Annotated in this window: 17 protein-coding genes; 6 read left to right on the top strand and 11 right to left on the bottom strand. The window is 32.6% G+C overall.

From position 1 onward, the window contains the following. Positions 1 to 722, top strand: a 722-nt coding sequence (locus KHA98_RS22570; RefSeq protein ID WP_213260258.1) for a DUF4982 domain-containing protein, incomplete at its 5' end; no start/stop codon positions are given. 237 nt (positions 723 to 959) lie between these two features. Here KHA98_RS22570 and KHA98_RS22565 read toward each other — a convergent pair. Continuing rightward, positions 960 to 1,712, bottom strand: coding sequence for a DUF1349 domain-containing protein (locus tag KHA98_RS22565; protein ID WP_213260257.1), 753 nt, complete (start codon positions 1,710 to 1,712; stop codon positions 960 to 962). A 102-nt stretch (positions 1,713 to 1,814) separates the two neighbouring features. Between KHA98_RS22565 and KHA98_RS22560 the strand changes: the two genes are divergently transcribed. After that, entirely contained in the window at positions 1,815 to 2,582 is a 768-nt protein-coding gene (locus KHA98_RS22560) for a response regulator transcription factor (RefSeq protein ID WP_213260256.1), read from the top strand. Between the two features lie 66 nt (positions 2,583 to 2,648). Here KHA98_RS22560 and KHA98_RS22555 read toward each other — a convergent pair whose 3' ends face one another. The 5 genes from KHA98_RS22555 to KHA98_RS22535 form a co-directional block, all read right to left on the bottom strand. Beyond that, on the bottom strand, positions 2,649 to 3,302 hold the full coding sequence (locus KHA98_RS22555) for a hypothetical protein (RefSeq protein ID WP_213260255.1): 654 nt from the start codon (positions 3,300 to 3,302) through the stop codon (positions 2,649 to 2,651). Positions 3,303 to 3,862: 560 nt separating this feature from the next. Then, positions 3,863 to 5,464 carry a helix-turn-helix transcriptional regulator gene (locus KHA98_RS22550; protein WP_213260254.1) on the bottom strand — a complete coding sequence of 534 codons (1,602 nt, stop codon included), beginning with the start codon at positions 5,462 to 5,464 and terminating at the stop codon, positions 3,863 to 3,865. Between the two features lie 202 nt (positions 5,465 to 5,666). Continuing rightward, positions 5,667 to 6,662 carry a PorP/SprF family type IX secretion system membrane protein gene (locus KHA98_RS22545; RefSeq protein WP_213260253.1) on the bottom strand — a complete coding sequence of 332 codons (996 nt, stop codon included), beginning with the start codon at positions 6,660 to 6,662 and terminating at the stop codon, positions 5,667 to 5,669. Positions 6,663 to 6,789: 127 nt separating this feature from the next. Continuing rightward, positions 6,790 to 7,980, bottom strand: coding sequence for a T9SS type B sorting domain-containing protein (locus KHA98_RS22540; protein ID WP_213260252.1), 1,191 nt, complete (start codon positions 7,978 to 7,980; stop codon positions 6,790 to 6,792). 281 nt (positions 7,981 to 8,261) lie between these two features. Next, positions 8,262 to 8,903, bottom strand: a complete 642-nt coding sequence (locus KHA98_RS22535) for a DUF6891 domain-containing protein (protein WP_213260251.1) — start codon at positions 8,901 to 8,903, stop codon at positions 8,262 to 8,264. A gap of 971 nt (positions 8,904 to 9,874) precedes the next feature. On the opposite strand from KHA98_RS22535, the gene KHA98_RS22530 reads away from it, so the two are divergent. Further along, positions 9,875 to 10,120 (top strand): hypothetical protein, encoded by a 246-nt coding sequence (locus tag KHA98_RS22530; RefSeq protein ID WP_213260250.1) that lies wholly within the window; start codon positions 9,875 to 9,877, stop codon positions 10,118 to 10,120. 523 nt (positions 10,121 to 10,643) lie between these two features. On the opposite strand, the gene KHA98_RS22525 is transcribed toward KHA98_RS22530, so the two are convergent. Together KHA98_RS22525 and KHA98_RS22520 are read right to left on the bottom strand one after the other, a co-directional pair. Further along, positions 10,644 to 11,174: a hypothetical protein gene (locus KHA98_RS22525; protein ID WP_213260249.1), complete on the bottom strand. Its 531-nt coding sequence runs from the start codon at positions 11,172 to 11,174 to the stop codon at positions 10,644 to 10,646. 369 nt (positions 11,175 to 11,543) lie between these two features. Next, positions 11,544 to 12,536 (bottom strand): fumarylacetoacetate hydrolase family protein, encoded by a 993-nt coding sequence (locus tag KHA98_RS22520; RefSeq protein ID WP_213260248.1) that lies wholly within the window; start codon positions 12,534 to 12,536, stop codon positions 11,544 to 11,546. Between the two features lie 375 nt (positions 12,537 to 12,911). Between KHA98_RS22520 and KHA98_RS22515 the strand changes: the two genes are divergently transcribed. The 3 genes from KHA98_RS22515 to KHA98_RS22505 all read left to right on the top strand — a co-directional run bounded on the left by KHA98_RS22515 (position 12,912) and on the right by KHA98_RS22505 (position 15,619). Next, positions 12,912 to 13,502 carry a hypothetical protein gene (locus KHA98_RS22515; RefSeq protein WP_213260247.1) on the top strand — a complete coding sequence of 197 codons (591 nt, stop codon included), beginning with the start codon at positions 12,912 to 12,914 and terminating at the stop codon, positions 13,500 to 13,502. Positions 13,503 to 13,980: 478 nt separating this feature from the next. Next, complete coding sequence (locus KHA98_RS22510; RefSeq protein WP_213260246.1) at positions 13,981 to 14,181, top strand: YqaE/Pmp3 family membrane protein; 201 nt, start codon at positions 13,981 to 13,983, stop codon at positions 14,179 to 14,181. Between the two features lie 973 nt (positions 14,182 to 15,154). Beyond that, positions 15,155 to 15,619 (top strand): tail fiber protein, encoded by a 465-nt coding sequence (locus KHA98_RS22505; protein ID WP_213260245.1) that lies wholly within the window; start codon positions 15,155 to 15,157, stop codon positions 15,617 to 15,619. 1,006 nt (positions 15,620 to 16,625) lie between these two features. On the opposite strand, the gene KHA98_RS22955 is transcribed toward KHA98_RS22505, so the two are convergent. From KHA98_RS22955 to KHA98_RS22495, 3 genes are all read right to left on the bottom strand, one after another. After that, positions 16,626 to 16,805 (bottom strand): DUF6443 domain-containing protein, encoded by a 180-nt coding sequence (locus KHA98_RS22955; RefSeq protein ID WP_317192590.1) that lies wholly within the window; start codon positions 16,803 to 16,805, stop codon positions 16,626 to 16,628. 162 nt (positions 16,806 to 16,967) lie between these two features. Continuing rightward, on the bottom strand, positions 16,968 to 20,204 hold the full coding sequence (locus KHA98_RS22500; protein ID WP_213260244.1) for an RHS repeat domain-containing protein: 3,237 nt from the start codon (positions 20,202 to 20,204) through the stop codon (positions 16,968 to 16,970). Between the two features lie 172 nt (positions 20,205 to 20,376). Next, positions 20,377 to 20,547: a hypothetical protein gene (locus KHA98_RS22495; RefSeq protein ID WP_213260243.1), complete on the bottom strand. Its 171-nt coding sequence runs from the start codon at positions 20,545 to 20,547 to the stop codon at positions 20,377 to 20,379. Between the last annotated feature and the right edge of the window lie 793 nt (positions 20,548 to 21,340).

The following is a 21,340-nucleotide window of genomic DNA, read 5'->3' as shown; positions in this document are numbered from 1 at the left end:
AAGCAAAATTGGCCGAACTCCAAAAAAGCAATCCGCCATCCAGAAGCAGTTATTTTGGAATTATTGATTTAGCCGGATTTCCAAAAGACCGTTATTACAGCTACAAATCACATTGGAGACCAGATGTTCCAACGGCTCATATTCTGCCACACTGGAACTGGAGCGAACGCATCGGGCAGGTAGTTCCCGTACATGTGTACACTTCTGGAGATGAAGGCGAATTATTCCTTAACGGAAAAAGTCTTGGAAGAAAAAAAATGACAAAAGGAAAAGATTTCAGATTGATTTGGGACAATGTGATTTATGTGCCGGGAGAATTGAAAGTGATTTGCTATAAAAACGGAAAACAATGGGCAACTGAAAGTGTAAAAACAACCGGAGCAGCTGCAAAATTAAAAATGGCTGCAGACAGAAGTGAAGTTCTTGCAGACGATGTTGATCTGGTTTTCGTGACAGTTGATATTACAGATAATGGCGGTTTAGTCGTACCACGCACCAATCCGTTAGTTACGTTTTCTGTTGAAGGAGCAGGAGAAATTGTAGCAACAGATAATGGAGATGCGACAAGTTTTGTTCCGTTTCAAAGCCATGAGCGCCCGGCTTACAACGGAAAAGTTCTGGTCATTGTAAAAGCTAAAAAAGGAGAAAAAGGACAATTTATTGTAAAAGCAGAAAGTAACGGATTACAAGGTACCTCAGCAATAATCAGAATTAAATCGTAACCCATATTTATTGGTTCATTTTGTAATTTCTTTGGTAATTAAATACAAAGCAGTCAGATTAGAATCAATTAACTTCCCCAAAGTTAATTGATTCTTTACTGGCAGGAACTGTTCTTTATTATTAGAATGAGAATACTTTTTCAGCTTTGAACCAGCACTGCCGCCTGACAATATCCCTAATAAAGGAAGCAGGCTTCAGGCTGATTCATTATCGAGCTGGGCAAAAGCGGAATGCGTTTAATTTCCCAGACGAAAATCTGTAACACTTTTCTGGGTTAGACTGATTTCTTCAAATATGCTTTGTGTCCCTTTGTCCACCGGGCACTGAGTACTGATTCCAACCCAAATTTCAGAAGGATAATTATTTTTATAAAGGCGTACCATCTGCCAGTTTTTTTTGTCAAGAGAATAATAACTTGCCACTGTGCGGGTATCAGATGATATTTTCATATAAACAGTACCACCCTTAACGATATCATGATTATTATCATCAGAGGTACCAATAGTCCTTACTGTAACTATTCTGTGATTACCGCGTTCATCTTGTTCAAAGCATTGCTTTTGATAAAAATTGTCGTTTACATAAATATACAATACCCCGGCATTGTAGAGGCCCTTTTCTGTAAATTCTGGTGTAATCTTAGCAACCAAAGTAAAAGGTTTTTTGTTGTTTACTTTTGATAACAGTATAGGCGCGGTATTGTTGGATAATTGATTATTAGGATCTGAAAAAAAGTCTTTTTTTGCTCCGACAGCAAAAGTGAGATTTCCTTTGCTGTCTTTTTTTATTAATGTATCTGCCCCATTAATAGATTTTGTAAAATGGATATTTGGCAGCTTGATATCGCAAGGGATTCCACTAACAAATGCCGAGTCTTTCCCCTGGATTTTTTTTGGAGCTAAACTTGTAGATTCTTTAGTCTTTTTGCCACAACTAAAAGTAAGCATCAATGACAATACCATGCAGGAACTGTAAAGTTTTGTTTTCATAAAATGTTGTTTAGAAATATTAAAATAGGTTTAATTTTTCAAATGTAGCGCTATGAACAATCTGGGACAATACCTAAAATTAACCAATTTATAATTAAATCAATGTTAGAAGTTTTTGCTACAAATCAATTATATGTCACTTTATTGGGACAAACTTTTTCAGAAGTGGAACCGCACGATATAGAGTGGTATAAAGAGTCCGTTGAAAATTATGTAGAAATTGAGCAATGCATTGCTGTTCTTTCTGATTTCAAAGCTAATTGTAGTTACTATTATAAAGGAAGTTTTGGTAACCAGTTTGGCTTTTCAGTTGCTGATCATTTTACAGATTGTGCTTTCGAAGAATTTATTTTTAGTAAAATTCACCCCGAGGATTTAATAGAGCGTCATATTTTAGAGTTAAACTATTTTTACTTTTTAAAAGATTTGCCCCAGAAGGAACATCATAAGTACACTACATTTTGCCGCATTAGAATTTTGGATGCACAGGGTAATTATTCGTATGCGACTCATCGTACAATTTATCTAAAGAATTTTTCCAATGGAAGTGTTTGGCTTGCCCTTTGTCTATATTCCGCATCTCATAGTACGCAGACAGCATCGGGTACTGATGCCCAAATAGTAAATGTACAAACTGGTGAAAAGGTCATGTTTAATAAATACAGTCGTTATAAGGAAAAATTTCTGTCGCAACGGGAAATTGAAATATTAAGATTAGTTGGAGAAGGAAAAAACAGTAATGAAATAGCCAGACAACTGTATATTTCTGTCTATACTGTTAGACGTCACAGACAGAACATAATTACTAAAATGAAGGTATCAAATGCCACAGAAGCTGTAAAAATAGGTATTACAATGGGCATCCTTTAGAATTTAGTATAGTAAATGTTCAGCCAGCTGTCTGATCGAAAAGTAGTAGATTGGAATTAAAGCTACTCATTTTAAAACGTGAGTTTCAGTTTTTTTTCGCAATAATTTCAAATCTAAGGTTATTAATACCCCTTTATTATCTATATAATTAACAGTTTTTCTGGATGCATTCATTGAAATACAGCTTTGCTTTTCAAAGTTTGGTGCCAATCTGTATAAAGGAATATACTCATCCTTGTCAATACTCTTTTTGCAGATCAATAGTCCTAATGCGGAATTATACTTTACAACCGTTAGATCTTTATCATCTATAATCTTTGTAATCCACATGGTCCCATTGTGAAAATAAACATCCCTTCTTGATAAATCTAAATAGACATCGCCTGCATTACCTTTGGAGATTGGAACTCCAATATTCTTATCAATACGTTTTAAAATATTCCATTTATTGCTATACCAGTAATAATAACCGCGCGTGAGTTCTGCTTTGCTAGTTGTATTATAAATCAAGAAGCTTTTTTTATGAACACCGATATTGGTTAAAGTATCCTTTGTGTTTTTTAAGGCAATCTCTTTAATGGCTATGTTGTACATTTTGCAAATAGTATCTAACTGAAGTGTCAGATCTGTTTGTTTATTGGTGGTTCGGGACTGATTAAATGCGATTTGAGGAATGAAATAAGTTCCCCAAATTAGAAAAATAATAACTGTTTTCTTCATTTGCTTTTTCTTTATTTTATTTGGTACTATAAAACCAAAAAAGTAGATCTGAAAATCTTCTGAAATGTTGATAATAATGGATTACTAGTGCGCCAAAGTAATGTTGGCTTTAAAATTATTTATACTATTAAATATGTGATTTTTAAAGGCTTGGCTTGATGATGGTTATCGGTGAAAACAAAATTAGGGTGAACAAGAGTCTCAGTTTAAAAAAAGGTGTAGACAAAAAATAGACTAAAGGAGTACAACTGATAGAAATTTAGTGAATGAACCGTTTTGTTTCAAATGGATTAAATACGTTCGGTTTTATTATCAATGTTTAATGAATGGTTCAGTGCATTAGCTATTTTTGACCAATTAGGCTGTTTTAGTTTGTTGCTCTGAATTGTAGTCTATATTATTGTATTGATGAAGGGCGCAAGAGGATTGCATCGTTTTTATGGGGAATAATTTAATATTTTTATTTACTGTAGCTGAATTTAATGAAAGATTTGTTTTCGGCTAATTGACAGTCTAAAACTGGAATTAAAAATAAGCTGGTGCATTGAAATATTACCTTTTTAAATGGAAAGGATAATATCGGTGAGATTCTGATCACCTGATAGCTGTAGTTTTTTTCGTAAACGGTATCGTGCTGTTTTTACACTATCTGGGGAAATATTTAAAAAGAGGGACATTTCTTTTACAGACATATTAAGTTTTACGAGCGCACAAATTTTTAAATCATTGGAGCTGATCTCAGGATAGGATTGCTTTAAACGGGTATAAAAATTTTTATTAATGCTCTCAAAATAAAGATCAAAATCATTCCATAGAATATTCTGCTCAAGATGACGATTCACTAGTTTTAGTAACTGTTGCTCCGAAAGGGGCTCTTTTTTCTCAATGGCAACTTTTATTTCGTTTAGCAATTTATTTTTTTCAAATATCTGCAAAGTGATGCTGCTGAGTTGGTTTTCCTTATGCTCGAGATCATTCTGAAATTTTTTCTCTTCTGATTTTTTTTCTTTTTCCAGTACTTCAACAAGCTCGTTTTTCAAATGAAGGAGTTGTTTGTCACGCCGGTGAATGTTGTGGAGAAAATAAAAGACAATCAGTAAAATGATACAAACAGTTATGGTAAAAATTAGTAATTTACAATTGGTCCGTTCAATATCCTTTTTTTCTTCATAAATCGATGCTAGTTTTTTGTTTTTCTCTCCGACCTTAAACTGCATTTCAAGACTCTTTCCGATTTTTTCTTTCTCCAATAAAAAATAATGATCTTTAATAAATAGGAGACGATTCTGGAGTTGTGTAATTTTAAAATGATTTTTTTCCAGTTTATTTACACCTATCAAAGCCTGAATTGCTTTTATTTCGTATATTTTATCAGACAGTGTAATGGCTACATTATGTGCTTTGTGATAATAGTAGTTTGCTTTTGCAAAATTGGAAGCATGAAAATGACATTTTCCCAGCATGATTAACGTGCTAAATTGTGCTTTCTTGTCATGTGTCAATTCAGCTATATTTAATGCTTTGCCAAAGTACGCGAGACCTATTTTTGTATGTTTATTTTTTAGGGCAAATTCTCCAATTTTAAGATAAGAATATACCAGAGGAACTTCGCTGCCGGAATTTTCAAAATCATTTTTCAAAGCCTTCCTGAAAATTGAGATGGCAGAATCTTTTATGCTCTGCATTTCAAAAAGCGCTTCGGTACTGGAATTAGCTGAACCAAGTATTCCACTTTTTGGGGCATTTTTCCCCAGCATTTCGATAACCTGACGATTAATTGATGCAGCTTCTGCGTATTTACCCTGTCTTGTATAAATTATACCTATAAGCTGAAGACATTTACTTTTACCGATTTTGGCTTGTGCAGGTTTTGTTTTTTCAAGTTTGGAATAGTTCACTAATGCATTTTTTGCATATTGAAGACCATTTTCCAGATTGTGACCATAAGACCAGATTCCTAAATAAAGTAGCGCTTCTGCTTTATTAGCAATATTATTATCTTCTTCTGCTTGTTCGTAGGCGTGGAAAAAATGGCAAAATGTTAGGTTGTCATTAATTAAAAAGGACCATCCCGAGTGCTCTTTTTTTTTCGAGTATTGAGCAGTTAAATTTAAGGAAATAAATAGTATGGATAGTGTTAAGAAGGATTTTTTATAAAGCATATTAGTGGAGGGAAATAAAAAGAACAAAAAAATATTTGCTCGTTTTAAAAAAAATATGGTTCTTTTGAAAAACATATGCAAATATAGTGTTCGTTATTGGAGAAATTCTTTTACAAATCAATAAAAAACTTTAGATTTTATCCATATTTAATTTCAATTTGTCTAATTATTCATTTTAGTGCGGATTTTAAATCCAAATTGGTCAAAAATTTAAGGCAGGACATTCACAATCATACCTCTCTTTTTTGCAAAATAAATTTATACCCAATGTTACCTGATGATAAGGGGTTGCCTCGAATTTTTTATTACCGATAACATGTGAATAAGTATATGCAAAGACAAAATTTTTATAATTTATACCTGCAATAGGAGTGACGTATTGCAACCTTTGAGCATATTGATCAGATGGAGTATTACCATATTGTGCTTTATCGAAGCTCCTTCTGTAGGAAAGCGCAGTCCAAAGACTCCCGAATTTCAAAATATTCTTATATACTTTCAAATTGATATCAAGCTGCTTTTCTTTTGTTTCATCAAATGCCTGATAAAGGATCGAAGGTTCCCATATTAATTTTTCCTTATTGCCAAAAACGTATCCAAAGCTCAGAAGATATTTTCGGAGATTTTTGCTTTCATATTCTGAGTATATTTTTCTTCTGGATTCAAGGGCCCCTTGCACTGTGGCATGCAAATAGAAATTTTGATAATTGTAGGATGCACCAAAATCTATATTAAAATAAGAACCTTTTTCAATAGTCCCAATGATAACGGGATCAAAGTCTTTAAATGAAGTTTGATCAAGTTGGTTTTGGATTATTCCTGCATTTATACCAAAAGAAAGCTGGTTTAAATCAATTTCGTCTCTGGAAAAAAGAATATGATGCGCAAAGGTAATCTTAATTCCTTTTTGGGAATGAAATCCATTTTTATCATTAAAGAGTATAACTCCGGCACCTGATCTTTCCGCAACCCGGCCATTAAAACTTAAGGTTTGAAGAAGCGGCGCTTCATCTTGGTTAAGCCACTGGTAACGGGCTGTAAAGCGCAACTTTGAGCAGTTTGAAGCACCAGCCATTGAGGGATGAATTAAATAATAATTATCCGATAAATAATCCGAATAAACAGGGATTCCTTCCTGAGAGAATGTTGTAGAAAATACAAGCAGCAATAATATTGTGAATTTGAATTTAAGGCACATTTTTATGTTGTTAGGTGAGTATGAAAAGAAAAGTAAATGTTTTCGCAGTAGCATTAAAGAGAGTCATCTAAACCAGGTCTTAATCCTTATAGCATAGGACTGGTGTATTTGACTACCGTGTGTCGATTTATCTTTTTAAGCTAAAATGAGATCTAAACTGCTTAGAAAGTCCCTCATCGATATATTCAACTGTGAACCAGTAATCGCTTGATGGCAAGGGCTGCCCATTATAATTTCCATCCCAGCCTTCCCCAGATGGATTAAGCTGTTTTAAAAGTTTTCCGTAACGATCAAATATAAAAAGGTTTGAAATGGATAATTCATCATTATCCCCTTTGTGAATGTTCCATCTGTCATTATAACCATCGCCATTGGGTGTAAAAAAGAGAGGGTAACCAATTACGAAGATCTCTCTGCTTACGTTGATACAGCCGCTGGAGTCTCTTACTGTAATTAAATGAATGCCGGATCTTACATTATAAAATTCATTTGAAGACTGAAAATTTCCACTGTCAATTTTATATTCGAAATTAGCTGTATCATTATTTTTTATTCTGACAACAAGCATGGCACCCTGATCTGAAAAAACAGCAGATGTTTGTTGGATAATCAGATCATTTTCTGGCCATTCTGTGGAACCTGAACTAATTTTTACTTCAATATCGGAAAAATCACTTTTGCATCCTGAAGAAGTAATTTCCATTACGCTGTATTTTGTGTCCGTCAGTAAGGGAGGAGATACAAACGTTTCTCCTGTATGAATCAAAACTTTACTGGTATCATACCAATTAAAAATGGTTTTGTCCTCGTGATCATTAGCACTTTTGGCTGTCAGAGTAACAAAATTCCCTGGGCAGACAGGCGGTACGTCCTGCACTATCGGTTTTTCTAAGGCCGAATTAAAATTGATGGCATCCAGGAAGTTTCCAATAGTAGGGTTATTTGAGGCAGTTTCGACTGCCTCAAAAATAAATCTTGTAGTACTTTGATTGATTGGGACCACATAAGTACCGCTGTAGAGTTTCCACTGGGATTTACCCGTCGAACTTGTCGTAACAATGGTGAATGGTCCGTTGGGCGGGCCCGCTTTTAAGGCCATTTTATCTGTACCGGACCTTCCACGATGCGCAAATGAGTAATTAAAAATAGTAGTTTGGGAGGAATCATAATCCTGATATAATCCTGAGGCATAAAATGCATTCAACTCTATATACTGTTCCCCGTCATATGCAAAACTCGGTACATGATCAACATTTGAACCCGTTTTCCAGAATTCTATAATGCCGTCCGGAGCTGTGGTTTTCCAGCCTGGCACCATTTTTTGATTAATAAATGAAGCGGAACCCGGCACTGGAGGCAACTCAAAGCTATTATTAATAGTGTTAACTCTACATTGGCTATGAACTGAAGAATAAAAAAACAGGATTATTAATATTTTTAATCTAAGACCAAAAAAGGACCTGAACTTGTAATTTTTAAATAGTAGATTCATAAATAATGGATAGATTTTGGGGATTAATTTAAAAGAGGTTGGTTTATAGTATTGTGGCTGTTATTCTATTTTATTTTATGAGATTGGTGCCGTAAAGGTTTGTGGGATCAGGAATGGGACAAAAGGTGGATTACCCTGTCAATCCACCAGTCTTCTGTGTCTGGCTTTTTTTTCCAGTCAACATTTTTTATTTCTATTACATTGGAATCGAAATCCGAGATATTGGATTGCAGACCATTTATTTTTAAGGTCCTTATGATCTTATTTTTTACTTTTGAGACTTCTTTTATGCCTAATTTTAAGCTTTTGAACTCCAAAAAGAGACTTTTTTCATTCGAACTAATTACCTGTTCCAGATCATAGGAGTTATAGTAACAAAAACCAATTACTTTGATTCTTTTTTTAGAAAGCATGTCAAATGCATACATACAATCAGATTCACCGTCCTCCCTGTTGTAGACATTGTGCAGGCAAATAATTTTTTGCCTGATCAGCTCATCAAATGCCTTGGCCAGCTTGTCAAAATCTGTAGGGTGTTCCCAGTTTAAGCTGTCTTTCTGATGCTTGTTATAATGTTTGGATATAAATTTCATAAGCATTTGCTTGTCAAAACACTCATCGAAACCTTCATCTTCATAAAATGTAAAACTTATATTGTCAAAAATTTCTTCTTTGGAATCAAAACCAAATTTGATGTCAAGTTTTAATTGTATTAAAGCATCTTTTCTAATTTTTTTTTTATTTTTCATAGAAATGTCTGATTTATAAATTAGGGGCATTAGATTTGGATATTAGTTTATTGATCGCTCTGAGCTTTTTGGTATGAGATTGGTTGTTTTAGTATTGCTGGATCATAAGGTGCGGTAGATTTAATATTTAGGTTTATTAGAATGTCGTATATAATACGATTTGAAAATTGCTGAGGCTTTGTAAGGTGTTGAATTGATTATTTACTACTTTTATGTTTTTGTTTGTGAGCTACTTACATTAAAAAGCATCGGCTAAATTATATTAAAGCAGTATTCTTAACGTTAAAAAAAGAGTGAACAAATAATAGACCCAAGGTGATTTTTGATAGAAATTTGGTGGACAAATTAGCTGCAAGGGGTATTAATTAGTTGTGAAAAAGAATAAGTCACTTCTAAATGATGGAAAGATTCTAGAACATTTTATCGGTAGTTTGCTGAGATGATTTGATAGATAAAAGGAAAATCTTCACTTTCTTTACTCAAATAATTAGAATCACTTTTAAGGATTTTCAATAAGAAGTCTTATTTCGAATGTTTTTTTTGGCATTTGTCATTTTGTAAGGAACTTGTACTTGAGTTGATGGTTAGTTGCCTGGTCTAACATTTACAAAACGATAGGGTTAGAAAAAGAAAGTAACTTGGGATATGCAGGACAAAGTGTAAAAGCCCTCAGGCTGGCCTTTGAAAGTATATTGAATGCATATAATGCATCTCCATTGCCTTTCAATTGCCCTTTGAGGCTTGTAGTCCTGGCATTATTTTGGTTGCTGGAAGTCTTGCTTTCTTTTTTCGTTTAACCAAATGCTTTTTTTGTTTAGTTGGTTTATTTTGGAAATAATAAAGAGGAAGATTATGGGATTCTGCCTTATTTAAAAAATGCTTCAATTTTAACACTTATCTTTGGTGCGGTACAGGATTAATTTTTCTAAATTTGAATGAGAAATTAAGTTTTAACAAACAAATCTTTTGCGATGGAAAAAGCGATACAATTAAAAGTGAGAAAAGATTTGGACCCCCGCCAGCAGCTCACCGTTATCAAGTTAAAAGGAAGCCTTATATCAAAAGGCTATACTGAGATTATTCACATTATGGACCACGATGATGAGTTTCATATAAATAGTTTTGAAACTACCACTGAGCAGAGAAATAATGCCCAGCAATATATTGCAGAATTTATTGATTCGGAAAATCTTTCAGATACCGTCTCATTTAAATAAGTAAGTAAGAAGATCAGGGTCTACGATTGTTGATGTGACAAAAAAAGTTACAATCCCCCTTTACAAAAATAAGAACTAGACAAAAATTGATAAAAAGGCAGTATTATTTGAAATGATGCTGCACTTTTTTTTGGTTATTTAATCTTAATGCCTGAACTCATAGAAACGTGACTTAAGTGTTCTACTGTGACTATGTGTGTCTCTACGTGCCTTATCTGTTTTTAATTCCAAAGTCCTATTTTGTAAAAGTATTTGCCATATTTAATTTGATTGCTTCGAAGTTTGAAAACAGAATAATTAAAACTATAATTGTTTAAAAGTTATTTAGTTTTCATCTTTATCGGGTGGTAAAATGCGACATAACGTTCTCGTATTAAAGCGGGTTTGTTACTAAATTGAACTCATCCTTTGGATTTACCACCTGAGTGATAGTAAACAAGTGAAGTAAATCATACAATTACAATAACATATTTACATTATGCCTACTACCCAAATCCGTTATATTATCTGTTAGTGAGAGTACTTATATTATTCTTCGATTTTCATTAATTGCATTTGTATATTCAATCGAATCGTTTAACTTTTTAATATTCTCTATCAGGTAGTCTATTTGGGCTAAGCCAATTTCATTATATTTTTTAATTTGTTCATCACTTAATTTGATTTCTCTTTGTATATCAGCTATACCACCTAAAAAACACCACAAAAAATATTCATTTTCTATTTTTTGAAAAATATAGTCCCAATCTTTCCAATAGATTAATTTTCCTTTATTGTTTTTAATATCAAGATAAATCTTTTCAATTTTAAAGTGTTCATATTTTGAACAATGAATTCTTAAAGTCCTGGCTTTTTCGTTTTTTAAAAGGGCTTCTATTTCAGTTATTTGTTTGTCTATTAAGTTATATTCAAATTTTAATGAGTCGATAAGTTTGCTGTCATCGATAAATGCACTAAAACTAATAAATCGGTCAAATTTTTCTCTCCATTGAGCGACCGTTAGCTCCTCTCTTGTTAAAATACTGGTGTGATGAGAATCAATTCTATATATCATTTATGTCTGATGTGTTTTTTAAAATTTCCACTAACTAGTATATACTACTGATTTATTATCAAATATATGATAAGCTTATAAACCATCAAGAAGGCTTTTAATTTGCTAAAATACTAATGTGAGTGTAAATTTCGGTGATCTTGCCACACTGACCAATAGGAACGCGACAAATAATCAGCAGTTAAATTAATATAATATCAAATGGACAATGCGGCGCCTTTGGAATTTTGTTCTTTAAACAATATCAGCATTGTTATTGGATATTCTTGAGGTATCGTCTCTATAGTAAAAAATAAAATAAGACGCTAATAGTAAGCCCTGTCTGAATAAATCAAATAGGGCTCATTGATGGTAAAAGGTAACGATAAATTATTCTTTTTCGTATTTTTTTACTCTTTGACTGATTTTACCAAATAGGGAATCGCCGGATGCATTTTTCATTTCAATCTCAATTTTATCCCCGAATTTCATAAAAGGAGTGGAAGGTTTTCCGTCTTTTATGGTTTCCAGACATCTGATCTCGGCAATACAGCTGGACCCTGTTGGGCTTCCCTGATTGGCCACTGTACCTGAACCAATAACTGTACCGGCCATTAGCGAACGGGTTTTTGCAGCATGGGCAATTAATTCGCCAAAATTAAAGGTCATGTCAATACCTGCATTAGGAGTTCCGACAATTTCATCATTTAATATTGATATCAATGGTAAGTGCAGTTTACCGTCGATAAATTCGTCTTTCAATTCATCTATAGAAACGATAACCGGGGCAAAAGAAGTCCAGGGCTTGGATTGATAGAATCCGAATTGTTTAGAGAGTTCATTGGGAATTAGGTTTCTAAGTGAAACATCATTTATTATGGTTACAAATTTAATATGATTTAAGGCATCCAGGGCACTTACACCAGCCGGAACGTCATCAGTGATTACAGCAACTTCCGATTCAAAATCAATTCCCCATTCTTCATTTTCAATCTCTATGGCATCATAAGCTCCGATAAAAGCATCTGAAGCCCCCATATACATTAGAGGATCTGTCCAGAAAGATTCAGGAAGCTCTGCGTTTCTTGCTTTTCGAACAAGTTCGACATGAGTAACATAAGCGCTTGCGTCTGCCCAGTGATAAGCTCTTGGAATTGGAGCTAATACACGTACGGTTGTAAAATCAAAAGTACCGATTGTTAATTTACCGGAGTTTAATTGCTGGTAAATATCCTGAAGTTTTTTTTCATTGATTGACCAGTTATCGATTGCCTGTTGCATGGTTGTGGCAATTTCAGTAACCCGGATGGCTTTTGTCAATTCTTTATTTACAACAACCAATTCCCCGTCCCTGGTGTTGTTATCTATTGAGGCTAGTTTCATTATAGTATGTAGTTTAGTTTTTGTATCCGTTTTAAGTTTAACTAATTCATTATTAGTTCTTACTTGTTTTTGAAGCAGTTTTTAATATGCAGAACGAATATATGAAATATTAGCGGTACTAAAAATACGTTGCAAAAGAGGTTTTTGCAGCCAGTTGTAAGCAGAGAATTTAGTAGGAACGCAGGTTCATGATTTTTTTAAGAATATTTGCTTAGTAACGATTCCATAACTTCTCACTTTATTAAAGCACTTAAAATCCTTCTTTAGAACCGAATTTTAAACATGTTTGCTGTATATTTGATGAAGAATCTTAATGTTGCAATTTCAATATAAATTTGAGCAACGAATTCAAAACTTTAGACCAGCCCAATAAAGATGCCTAACTATAATTTGATATCACAGAAGTTTACAGGCTCTTACAATGAGATTCCTTTTTTAAGGGAAGTGCGTAAAAATGACAGGAAGTATAATGTGTCTGTTGATATAATGGACACAGATTATATCGAAACTTTTTTTCAGACTTCTGATCTGTCTGATGTTTATGCGATTTATATCCTCAATTCTGATGAAGCGGTACTGAATTTGAATTTTATATACAAAAATGTTTTTAACGGACGCACTATCTGCATTGTTAAGGCTGAGCCTTCTTTTTTTACAAGTATCAGGCATAACAGTAGAATTGAAATTGAGCGTCCGCTTTTCTTTCGTTCTGTAGGCTATGAGAATCTTAATGTAGAAGAGATTTTAAAGGATTGCTTATATCAAAGGGAGATTGCTGTGGGAAATTTGAAAAAAGCCATTCTCAGGGTTGATGCCTTAAAGCTGTTGGAAAATGAGATGATCAGTACAGTAATCCGATATCATATAAACCTGGAGGAACATTATTTGGAAAAGGTTTTGCAACTGAAGGAAAATGTTTTGGATGTGCACTCGGATTATATAGCAAAAGTAGAAATCAGTTTGTAATGTTTTCTTTCTTTCTTTCTTTCTTTCTTTCTTTCTTTCTTTCTTTGGACTGTTTTTAATTTTTCTAGTTTTTTTTATTTTGATTTTGGCCGGTGAAGGGGGAGTTGGTTAGAAAGAGGGGGGGGATATTTAAAAAGCAGGAGGATTAAATTCGGCTAGTTTTTTACGGTTTTTATTAAGATTTATAAGTTGCTGAAAGGCTGAATTTTTTGTCTTGTTATTTTAAAGAGTCCAGTCAGATAAATTCTAGTGAAAAGCTGTTTTTTAATGCATCTCATCAGCCTGTAAAGATGAAGAGAACGATAAAAATATTACCATATTTACTCTGGAGAAGATGATAAGGAAGATCAAATCCTGTTGAATTGTGAATTATAAGGCTTCATATTGAAACAAATCAGCTAAAGAACAGACTAATGTTCTACAGAGGATTTTTAAAATTTGTCACTTTTAAATGTAAAGACTTTTAAAACCAAAAACTATGATGACTTTAATTGCTATATTTTTCCCCTCGTTGTCTTTTTTGTTAAGAGGAAAAGTGTTGACCGCTTTGGTATGTCTTATTCTTCAGATCACCCTAATTGGATGGGTTCCTGCAGCCATATGGGCTGTGTTATCGCTTCAGAATTCAAGAGCCGACAGGCGCAATGAAAAGCTTATTAAAGCAGTGAAATCGAAATAAAATAAGTTTATTTAACAAGGAAGCCTCCAGAAACTATTAAGTTTTCAGGGGCTTTTTGATTTAGTAATTATTTTTGACCTTTTTGATCATTTTTTATCCTCTTGTGTACTATGATCATAAAATATTTAGGGTTGTTTTCTATCTGTTATGTTAGTGAATCTTCGATTATATAGGTGTTAAAGTTTTTGATTAAAGGTAATTACCTGTAAAGTTCAAGGTAATATCAGGATCTGTTTTTTTCTGAGTTAAAAACAATATAAAAAAGATTGCAAAAAATGAGGAATCCCTTAAAAAAAAGCACAAAATGCTTGTGTTTATTTGTGCATGAATTTAACGAAGTATTAACAATTGTTTATGAAATTGATTCTAAGTGAGGAAATAGTTTTAGAAACACAATTAATTTAGGAGAATTTGAAGGCTAATCTTTTACAGATTATTGTGTAACTGGCTCTTTATCTAATAGAGCAGAATAAAAAAATATAGTATGCGAAATGATAAGATAATGTAGCGTGAAAAAAACTGAAATTAAAATAAACTTTATATAAGAAAACAGATATTGATTGTAATCTTTTTGGTAATTGGTATACCAAAAAACTTTTCTTAACAGATTGGTAATGGCTATAGTATCGTAGTTACAGACTTAAATAACCCTTTAAATTCGGGAGTTTACAATGCACTTAATCCCAGTGGGGCTATTCCGGAAAGTGATTGGCAGTATGTATTTATTTCTCGACACCCAAATAGAGCCAATAATTATCAATTACAAATCGCATCTTCAATTAACGCAAATGATAAAATTTACTTTTGAAAGCTTGCATCTGAAATACCTACTGCTGTAAATTCTAAATGGAATGAAATAGCTACAACAGGCGACAATAACTTTATTGGACAGCAACTTATAACTGGAGCTCTTGAGGTTTTAGAAAAAAGCGAGAGTAGACCAAATGGGCAAAATGTTGCAATTAATTCAGCCTTGAAATTGTCAAGATATGGAACTAATGGATATAGCTGGAATGAACATGAGGAATTCAGAATTGGTCATAGAGCCCCAGGTTCTACAGGAAGTAAACTTGAATTGTATGTGAATGGAAATGAAAATACAACCCCAACTCCAGACCAGCATGTCATGACCTGGAATTATAATGGTAATGTTGGTATAGGTACAACAAATCCAACTTCAAAACTTACTGTAGCAGGAAATATTCATGCCCAAGAAGTAAAAGTAATAGTTAACGCCGGAGTAGTTCCTGATTATGTTTTTATACGTGATTATAAATTGAAATCTCTAAATGAAGTGGAGCAACATATTAAGCAAAATAACCATTTACCAGAAATTCCTTCAGCTCAAGATGTCGAGAAGAATGGATTAATGCTGGCAGAAATGAATATTGCCCTACTTAAGATGATTGAAGAATTAACGCTTTATGTAATAGAATAAGGTAAAGAATTGAATAATCAAAATAAAGAGATCACGAGGTTAAATAAACAAAATTCAGAGTTAGAGTCAATAAAATATAGCTTCTTGAATTGGAGAAAAAACAAGGATTATAATTTGAGAAAAATAATCTTTAAGCTGATTTTTGTGCCATTTATGGCAAATACCCGATCTACGAAGAGTTCAACTGAAAAGCTGCGCAATCCCGAAAGCTTTCGGGACTAGACTTTGCGTAATCTTTTTATCTCTACCGAAATTTAAACTTCATAAAAGTTTCCCGATTTCTCACGTTAACTTATTGAAGATTATTGAGGAGTTTATCCTATAGTTTGTCGTTATAACGGAAAAGAACTGTCGAATCCTAAATATGGATTGGGGGTTAAAGTCAAGAATTAAAAAGGATAATCTTGTAAAAGTAACAAATCAATTTCTGGTCTCAGTCAAGCGATCGTCAATAGCACCGATGTATAATTTGTTTTGTGAAAAAATAATTGAAAAGTAAAAAATTAAAGCAAGAGTTTCAGATTTACATGAAGTTCTTGCTTTCAGATAGTATGAGAATCGGCCATGAAAAAAATAATATATTGATAAGACACATTCGAACCTAACTTCGGTAAACATTGATTTTATTTGATTTCTATTTTTGAAACATTTGATACGCCACGATTCTGCCACAAAAGTTTGACTGCTGAAAAATCTTAATACCACCTTTATTTTTTGTGGCAAAAAAGGTGTCAAGTTAAAAACTAAAGTGCCATGATTTTGCCACGAAAATCAAAACGTCAATTTTATAACCTAAATTATATATAAGTATTTTTATGATTAGGTATTTGTGATTTGTTTTATTCGATTTTATAATTCATTTTGGTCAATGAGGCAAATTTGCTCTATTATTCGATAATATAACTATCTTTTTGATAATCATTAGTTTTTTAGCCAATATTTGTTAAAGTTTTAAATGCTTTTTTGTCTATTAAACAAGACGTTTCCTGTTTAAAAAACATGAAGCTTATACAGCGGCGGAAACTTCAAATGTCATCGTAGAGGTTTCTGCCTTAAAAGGAAAATATTCCTGAGGCTGTCTTCCAAAACCATCGTATTTGATATGAGTAATGATATCCTTGCCCAAAACCGACTGCTGACCGGTAATTTGTTGAATAAGTCTTCCCAGTCCGTCACAGTAAGTGATGTTTTAGGATGCCTGCAAAATAGTAGACACCGTTATTTTTACCAAACTTACTTTTTAATAAGTAACGGTATTGATATAATTTTGGGTTTGTGTCTGGCGAATAGCCAATACAGGGCATAAAGCCAAAAGGATGTTGATTGTTTTTTTCATATTGCTTTTGGTTTATTGTTTGTAGTTGTACTGGTTCTCTGAAAGGATATTTCCGTCTTTGTCTTTTACAAATTCAAGTCTTCCGAAACTATCGTAAGTATAGTTAATGGTATCTCCTTTTGGATCTGTAATGGTACTTACCCCTACAAGCGGGATATAAGTGTATGTTGTAATCATTGTATTTGGCAAAGCCCCGTTTGTTCGAAGAGCATTAATTACCCCAAGATTGCCTTCGTTTAAAACACTTATATCCGATACTCCCAAAGCTGCTGCACTCTGCACCGCTGTAGCATTCTCTATCTTGGCAATGGGCTGGGTTTTATTGTATCCCCAAATAATAGAAACAGATGCTCCGTTTTCAGGGGTATACTGTAATATATTGCCTTTATTGTCGTATTGATTAAAAGTGATTTTTTTATCTAATTGATTTGATTGTGGATTAGAATTGGGAAATTTACCACTGTAAACAAACCCAGGAACTAACAAATTATTACTAGTCTTAATGTATACTGTTTTTTGCTCAGTTAATTTTTTTAAATTTCTAAATGTTTCTATTTTTAGTGGAACATTAATCATGTTTTTTGAAATTAACTCGGAGACATATGGTTCATTGGAAATCTCGGCGTCTAAAGGATAATAATATTTGGTTTCAATTAATTCATTATTTGATGATTTACTATTTTGTATAGATAATTGTAGATGATTTGGATTATTGTAAACATAATTTGTTGTAATGGTCAATGGGTTAAGACCATTTTGATCATATTGGGTTTCTTCTTTAGTTTGTAAATAATTCCAGTAGGATTTGTTTTTGTATTCAGCTACACTAACATTCGGGATATGAGTTTCATTAATTATTCCTAAAATATCATAATATTTTCGGGTACTATAGGATTTTGATTCTTTTAGAAATATATCATTATATTGATTAACTGTTTTGTTTACTGTTTTACTATTGGAATTATAATAAAAAATAGTTTCAGGTAAACCATTAATCAATAAACCATAGTCAGTTGGAGAACCCTCAATACGCAATGCCCCCCAAATTTGATTAAAATTATTTTGATAGATCTTAAATTTATGTTCCTCACCTCCATTGATGAAAGTATCATTGCCATTTGAAATTGTAACATATTGATAAACAATATTAGAACTTCCATTGTCAAAAAGAGAAGTAATACTGCTCGATGTTATATTGACAAGCTTTTTTAAAAAATAACTTTCTTTTGGAAAAGTTGAAGTAGTTATCATACAAAGCGTGTTATCAAGCGTTTGGTCAACGTAGAAAGGCATCTTTCCGATATTGCCGGAAGATTTTGATAACTCATCTTTAGCAGCATAAAAGTACCTTTTATAAATAGCTGCCGAGTTATTGCTGGTATAATCCTTGGTACTTTTTACCCGCATGCCTCCTGTAATTAAATTGGTTTGCGTAGTAATGGGTGCCGCTTCTTGATATCGTACATTAAGAGATGCTGTTGTACAGGAACGTTGTGGCATTAATAGAGAAAAATTCCCTAATGTTATAGATATAATGTAAGTTTGATTAGGCTCTGCTAAAACTATTAATTCCTGTGCTTGCCCAGGGCTGCATTGTATAGAATTACCTAAATTAAACAAACTACCATTGTACAATCTGTCATAGAAATCTTCGTAATTACCTGTAGTAACATTTTTAACGCGTATATTAGCCCTGGTTTTTCCTGCATCACCATTAGGGCATTCGTACGCATTAAATTGAACGGCACCACTAATGCTAAATTCTTGTTTACTTAAACTGGTTACCGTAATCTCTTTAGTTGAGGGACCTGAATTACTAATTGCCGCACTCTTTGTCACTCTTTGTGGAGTGCTAGTCTTTGTTCCATAATAATCATTAGGTTCGTATTCAAATACTGTATTGCCTTTTGTAGGGTAGATTATTTTACTCAGCATACCTATTCTTGCAAAATTGGGATCTGGATTCTTGTCTGCACCTCCATAATCAATATTGTCTAAATCTAATCCGGTTTTATTTGGAACAATGTTATAATTGTTTTTTCCATTATAATATCCCCAATGATCCTGACTAAAAGATAGCCGTTCAGGAAAACTGTTTTTATCAATATATTCAAATTGATAATTTTTATTAGGATCATTGTATTGTATTTTATCAAGAAATACTCTATTTTTTGGAGTAGTTGAATACGTAAAACTAATTTTTTCGATCGTATCCGTTGTATTCTTCAGAATTACGATTTCATTTATTTTTTTATTTCCACTAGTAACATCTGCACTATTGTTAGCTAAATAGTTGAATTTAACTTCTCCGTTACTATTATTACTTGTAATAGAGACTAATGATTGTCCGCTAATATCAATTCGATGTTCAAAAATAGAACTAAATTGTGGCGGATAAGTGAGAAGAACACCATTACAGTCATACTGTACAAGAGGTGATTGCATTGTAAGAGTTTGCGATTTTGATGTTATATAGCTATCTCTTTTTGAACTATAGTTAAAATATATTTCATCACCCTTGGGATGTACTATTTTAGTAATATACCATGCCGATGTAGCAATAATTGGAAATGCTCTTCCTCCGCTTTCTTTGGGCATATAAGTAGTCTCCTTATTATTAAAAAAGTATTTGACTCCATCTGGAGTGGTAGCAATAAAAGAATAAGATTCAGTATCGGTAAGTTTTTCTATTTTGATATTTTGGGCCGGCATCATTACAATAGAATTATTATGGTCATAAATAAATTTACCAGAATAGTTCCCAAAATTATAGCTATATAAGTCTGATTCACTATCTATTATGGCTTGTTCTGTAATGAATCTAAAATAAGATTCTTTTTGAGCCTGCGTGAAATTATCATCCGGAAGAATAAAATCAGTCTGTCGCTTTTCGTCTGGTTCATCTCTAATTATTCTTGAGATTACACCTCCAACGTTTAAATTCCAGCCTTGTCCAATGTTCGATGATATTTCGTCAACTTTAATTCCGTTGTTACCATAAAACATGGATATCGGTACTTCTAAATTTGTTGTTTTATAGGTGTATAAGGGAATATTTAAATTAGGAGCGCCAGTAAACATACCAATTGGAACATTGCCGTAGTTTCCCAAATTGTAAGCAATTGGAGAAGGAGGAATTATCTGTGGTAATAATTTTTGAGGATTATTTGTTACTTGAGCTGATAAACTTTGAATAAAAAAAAGAATTGTTGTATAAATTATTAGTTTTGAAAAATATTGTTTTTTCATATGTTTTTTTATGTAAATTTTTCATAGAAATTATCTCTATTACTGCGCTATTTAATGGAAGTAGTACAAAATAAAAATATTCTTCTGTGGTTTGTGAAGTAGTAGTATCTATAAAACTTAGATAATAAGATAACGGTCAAATAGGTAAACTTGAATGTTCTTAATTGAAAATTTAATTTGGATTAATAGCAGTGCCACTACCAGCTCCTATAAATAAGCCTGTAACACTTTTGTCCGGACCATTAGGGTCATTGGTTCCTGGAGCTCTTTTTGGGACTTGCACATTTGTAGAAATTACACAGACAAGAAAGAATAAATAATAAACAACGGTGGTTTTTCTCATTTTGTTTTTTTGATTTAAGAGAGTCTTTAAATTATGCTTTTGACTATAAAGCACTTTAATCGTCTAAAGTTTGATTTTTGATAAGTAATCCCAGCGAAATTAATATTTGTTTACTTACAAAAGTTACCCGTTTCTAATACTATATTAATCGGATTGTAATTGTGTTTTTTCAGTAAATCATTATAGGGTTTCAAAAAGAACTTGATAAAAAATTAATCTATTCGAGTTGTAGTATTGCTTGTTTTTAGCTTATGTGACTTTGAAAAAAGCAGTTTTTTTATCTTTAAAAAAGGATATGAGATTGTTTTTTAGTCTTTATAAAAGGTGTTTTTTTAGCTTAATTTTAATCGCTATTATAAAATACAAGCTTAAATTCTTGATTGAATTTTAATATGAGTTGTAAATCAAAAGCAGTTCGTTTAGAGTAGCTTTTTTGATTTTGTACTACCCCGCTCCGCGAAGTGTACCTCATAATGTTAAACGCTACACAAACGTCTTTGAGTTTATGTAATTTTGAGAATATAAATATTTTAAAATCAGTAATTTAATGTTTTTTTTGAACAAAATATAAAAATTGCGCAAAGTCTAGTCCCGAAAGCTTTCGGGATTGTGCAGCTTTTCTGTTGAACTCTTCGAAGAGCGGGCACACTTACAAAAGTTTAAAACTGAGTTATCCTGAAAAAGGTTGACTGAATTGATAATATAAAATTAATTAAATCGGAACAGAATTGCTTTTGTTCCGATTTATTTTTTTCCATGTTTTCAATTTTACTTGATTTTGCAAATGAGCTTG

The sequence above is a fragment of the Flavobacterium branchiicola genome, from assembly GCF_018383905.1.
Lineage (GTDB): Bacteria > Bacteroidota > Bacteroidia > Flavobacteriales > Flavobacteriaceae > Flavobacterium > Flavobacterium branchiicola.
This window is presented reverse-complemented; position numbering and strand designations above follow the sequence as displayed.

What these genes read in the sequence shown, in the direction of transcription:
- KHA98_RS22565 (WP_213260257.1), bottom strand. Translation starts at nt 1,712, where the DNA reads ATGAAAACAAAACTTTACAGTTCCTGCATGGTATTGTCATTGATGCTT.
- KHA98_RS22560 (WP_213260256.1), top strand. Translation starts at nt 1,815, where the DNA reads ATGTTAGAAGTTTTTGCTACAAATCAATTATATGTCACTTTATTGGGA.
- KHA98_RS22555 (WP_213260255.1), bottom strand. Translation starts at nt 3,302, where the DNA reads ATGAAGAAAACAGTTATTATTTTTCTAATTTGGGGAACTTATTTCATT.
- KHA98_RS22550 (WP_213260254.1), bottom strand. Translation starts at nt 5,464, where the DNA reads ATGCTTTATAAAAAATCCTTCTTAACACTATCCATACTATTTATTTCC.
- KHA98_RS22545 (WP_213260253.1), bottom strand. Translation starts at nt 6,662, where the DNA reads ATGTGCCTTAAATTCAAATTCACAATATTATTGCTGCTTGTATTTTCT.
- KHA98_RS22540 (WP_213260252.1), bottom strand. Translation starts at nt 7,980, where the DNA reads ATGGTGCCAGGCTGGAAAACCACAGCTCCGGACGGCATTATAGAATTC.
- KHA98_RS22535 (WP_213260251.1), bottom strand. Translation starts at nt 8,903, where the DNA reads ATGAAAAATAAAAAAAAAATTAGAAAAGATGCTTTAATACAATTAAAA.
- KHA98_RS22530 (WP_213260250.1), top strand. Translation starts at nt 9,875, where the DNA reads ATGGAAAAAGCGATACAATTAAAAGTGAGAAAAGATTTGGACCCCCGC.
- KHA98_RS22525 (WP_213260249.1), bottom strand. Translation starts at nt 11,174, where the DNA reads ATGATATATAGAATTGATTCTCATCACACCAGTATTTTAACAAGAGAG.
- KHA98_RS22520 (WP_213260248.1), bottom strand. Translation starts at nt 12,536, where the DNA reads ATGAAACTAGCCTCAATAGATAACAACACCAGGGACGGGGAATTGGTT.
- KHA98_RS22515 (WP_213260247.1), top strand. Translation starts at nt 12,912, where the DNA reads ATGCCTAACTATAATTTGATATCACAGAAGTTTACAGGCTCTTACAAT.
- KHA98_RS22510 (WP_213260246.1), top strand. Translation starts at nt 13,981, where the DNA reads ATGATGACTTTAATTGCTATATTTTTCCCCTCGTTGTCTTTTTTGTTA.
- KHA98_RS22500 (WP_213260244.1), bottom strand. Translation starts at nt 20,204, where the DNA reads ATGAAAAAACAATATTTTTCAAAACTAATAATTTATACAACAATTCTT.
- KHA98_RS22495 (WP_213260243.1), bottom strand. Translation starts at nt 20,547, where the DNA reads ATGAGAAAAACCACCGTTGTTTATTATTTATTCTTTCTTGTCTGTGTA.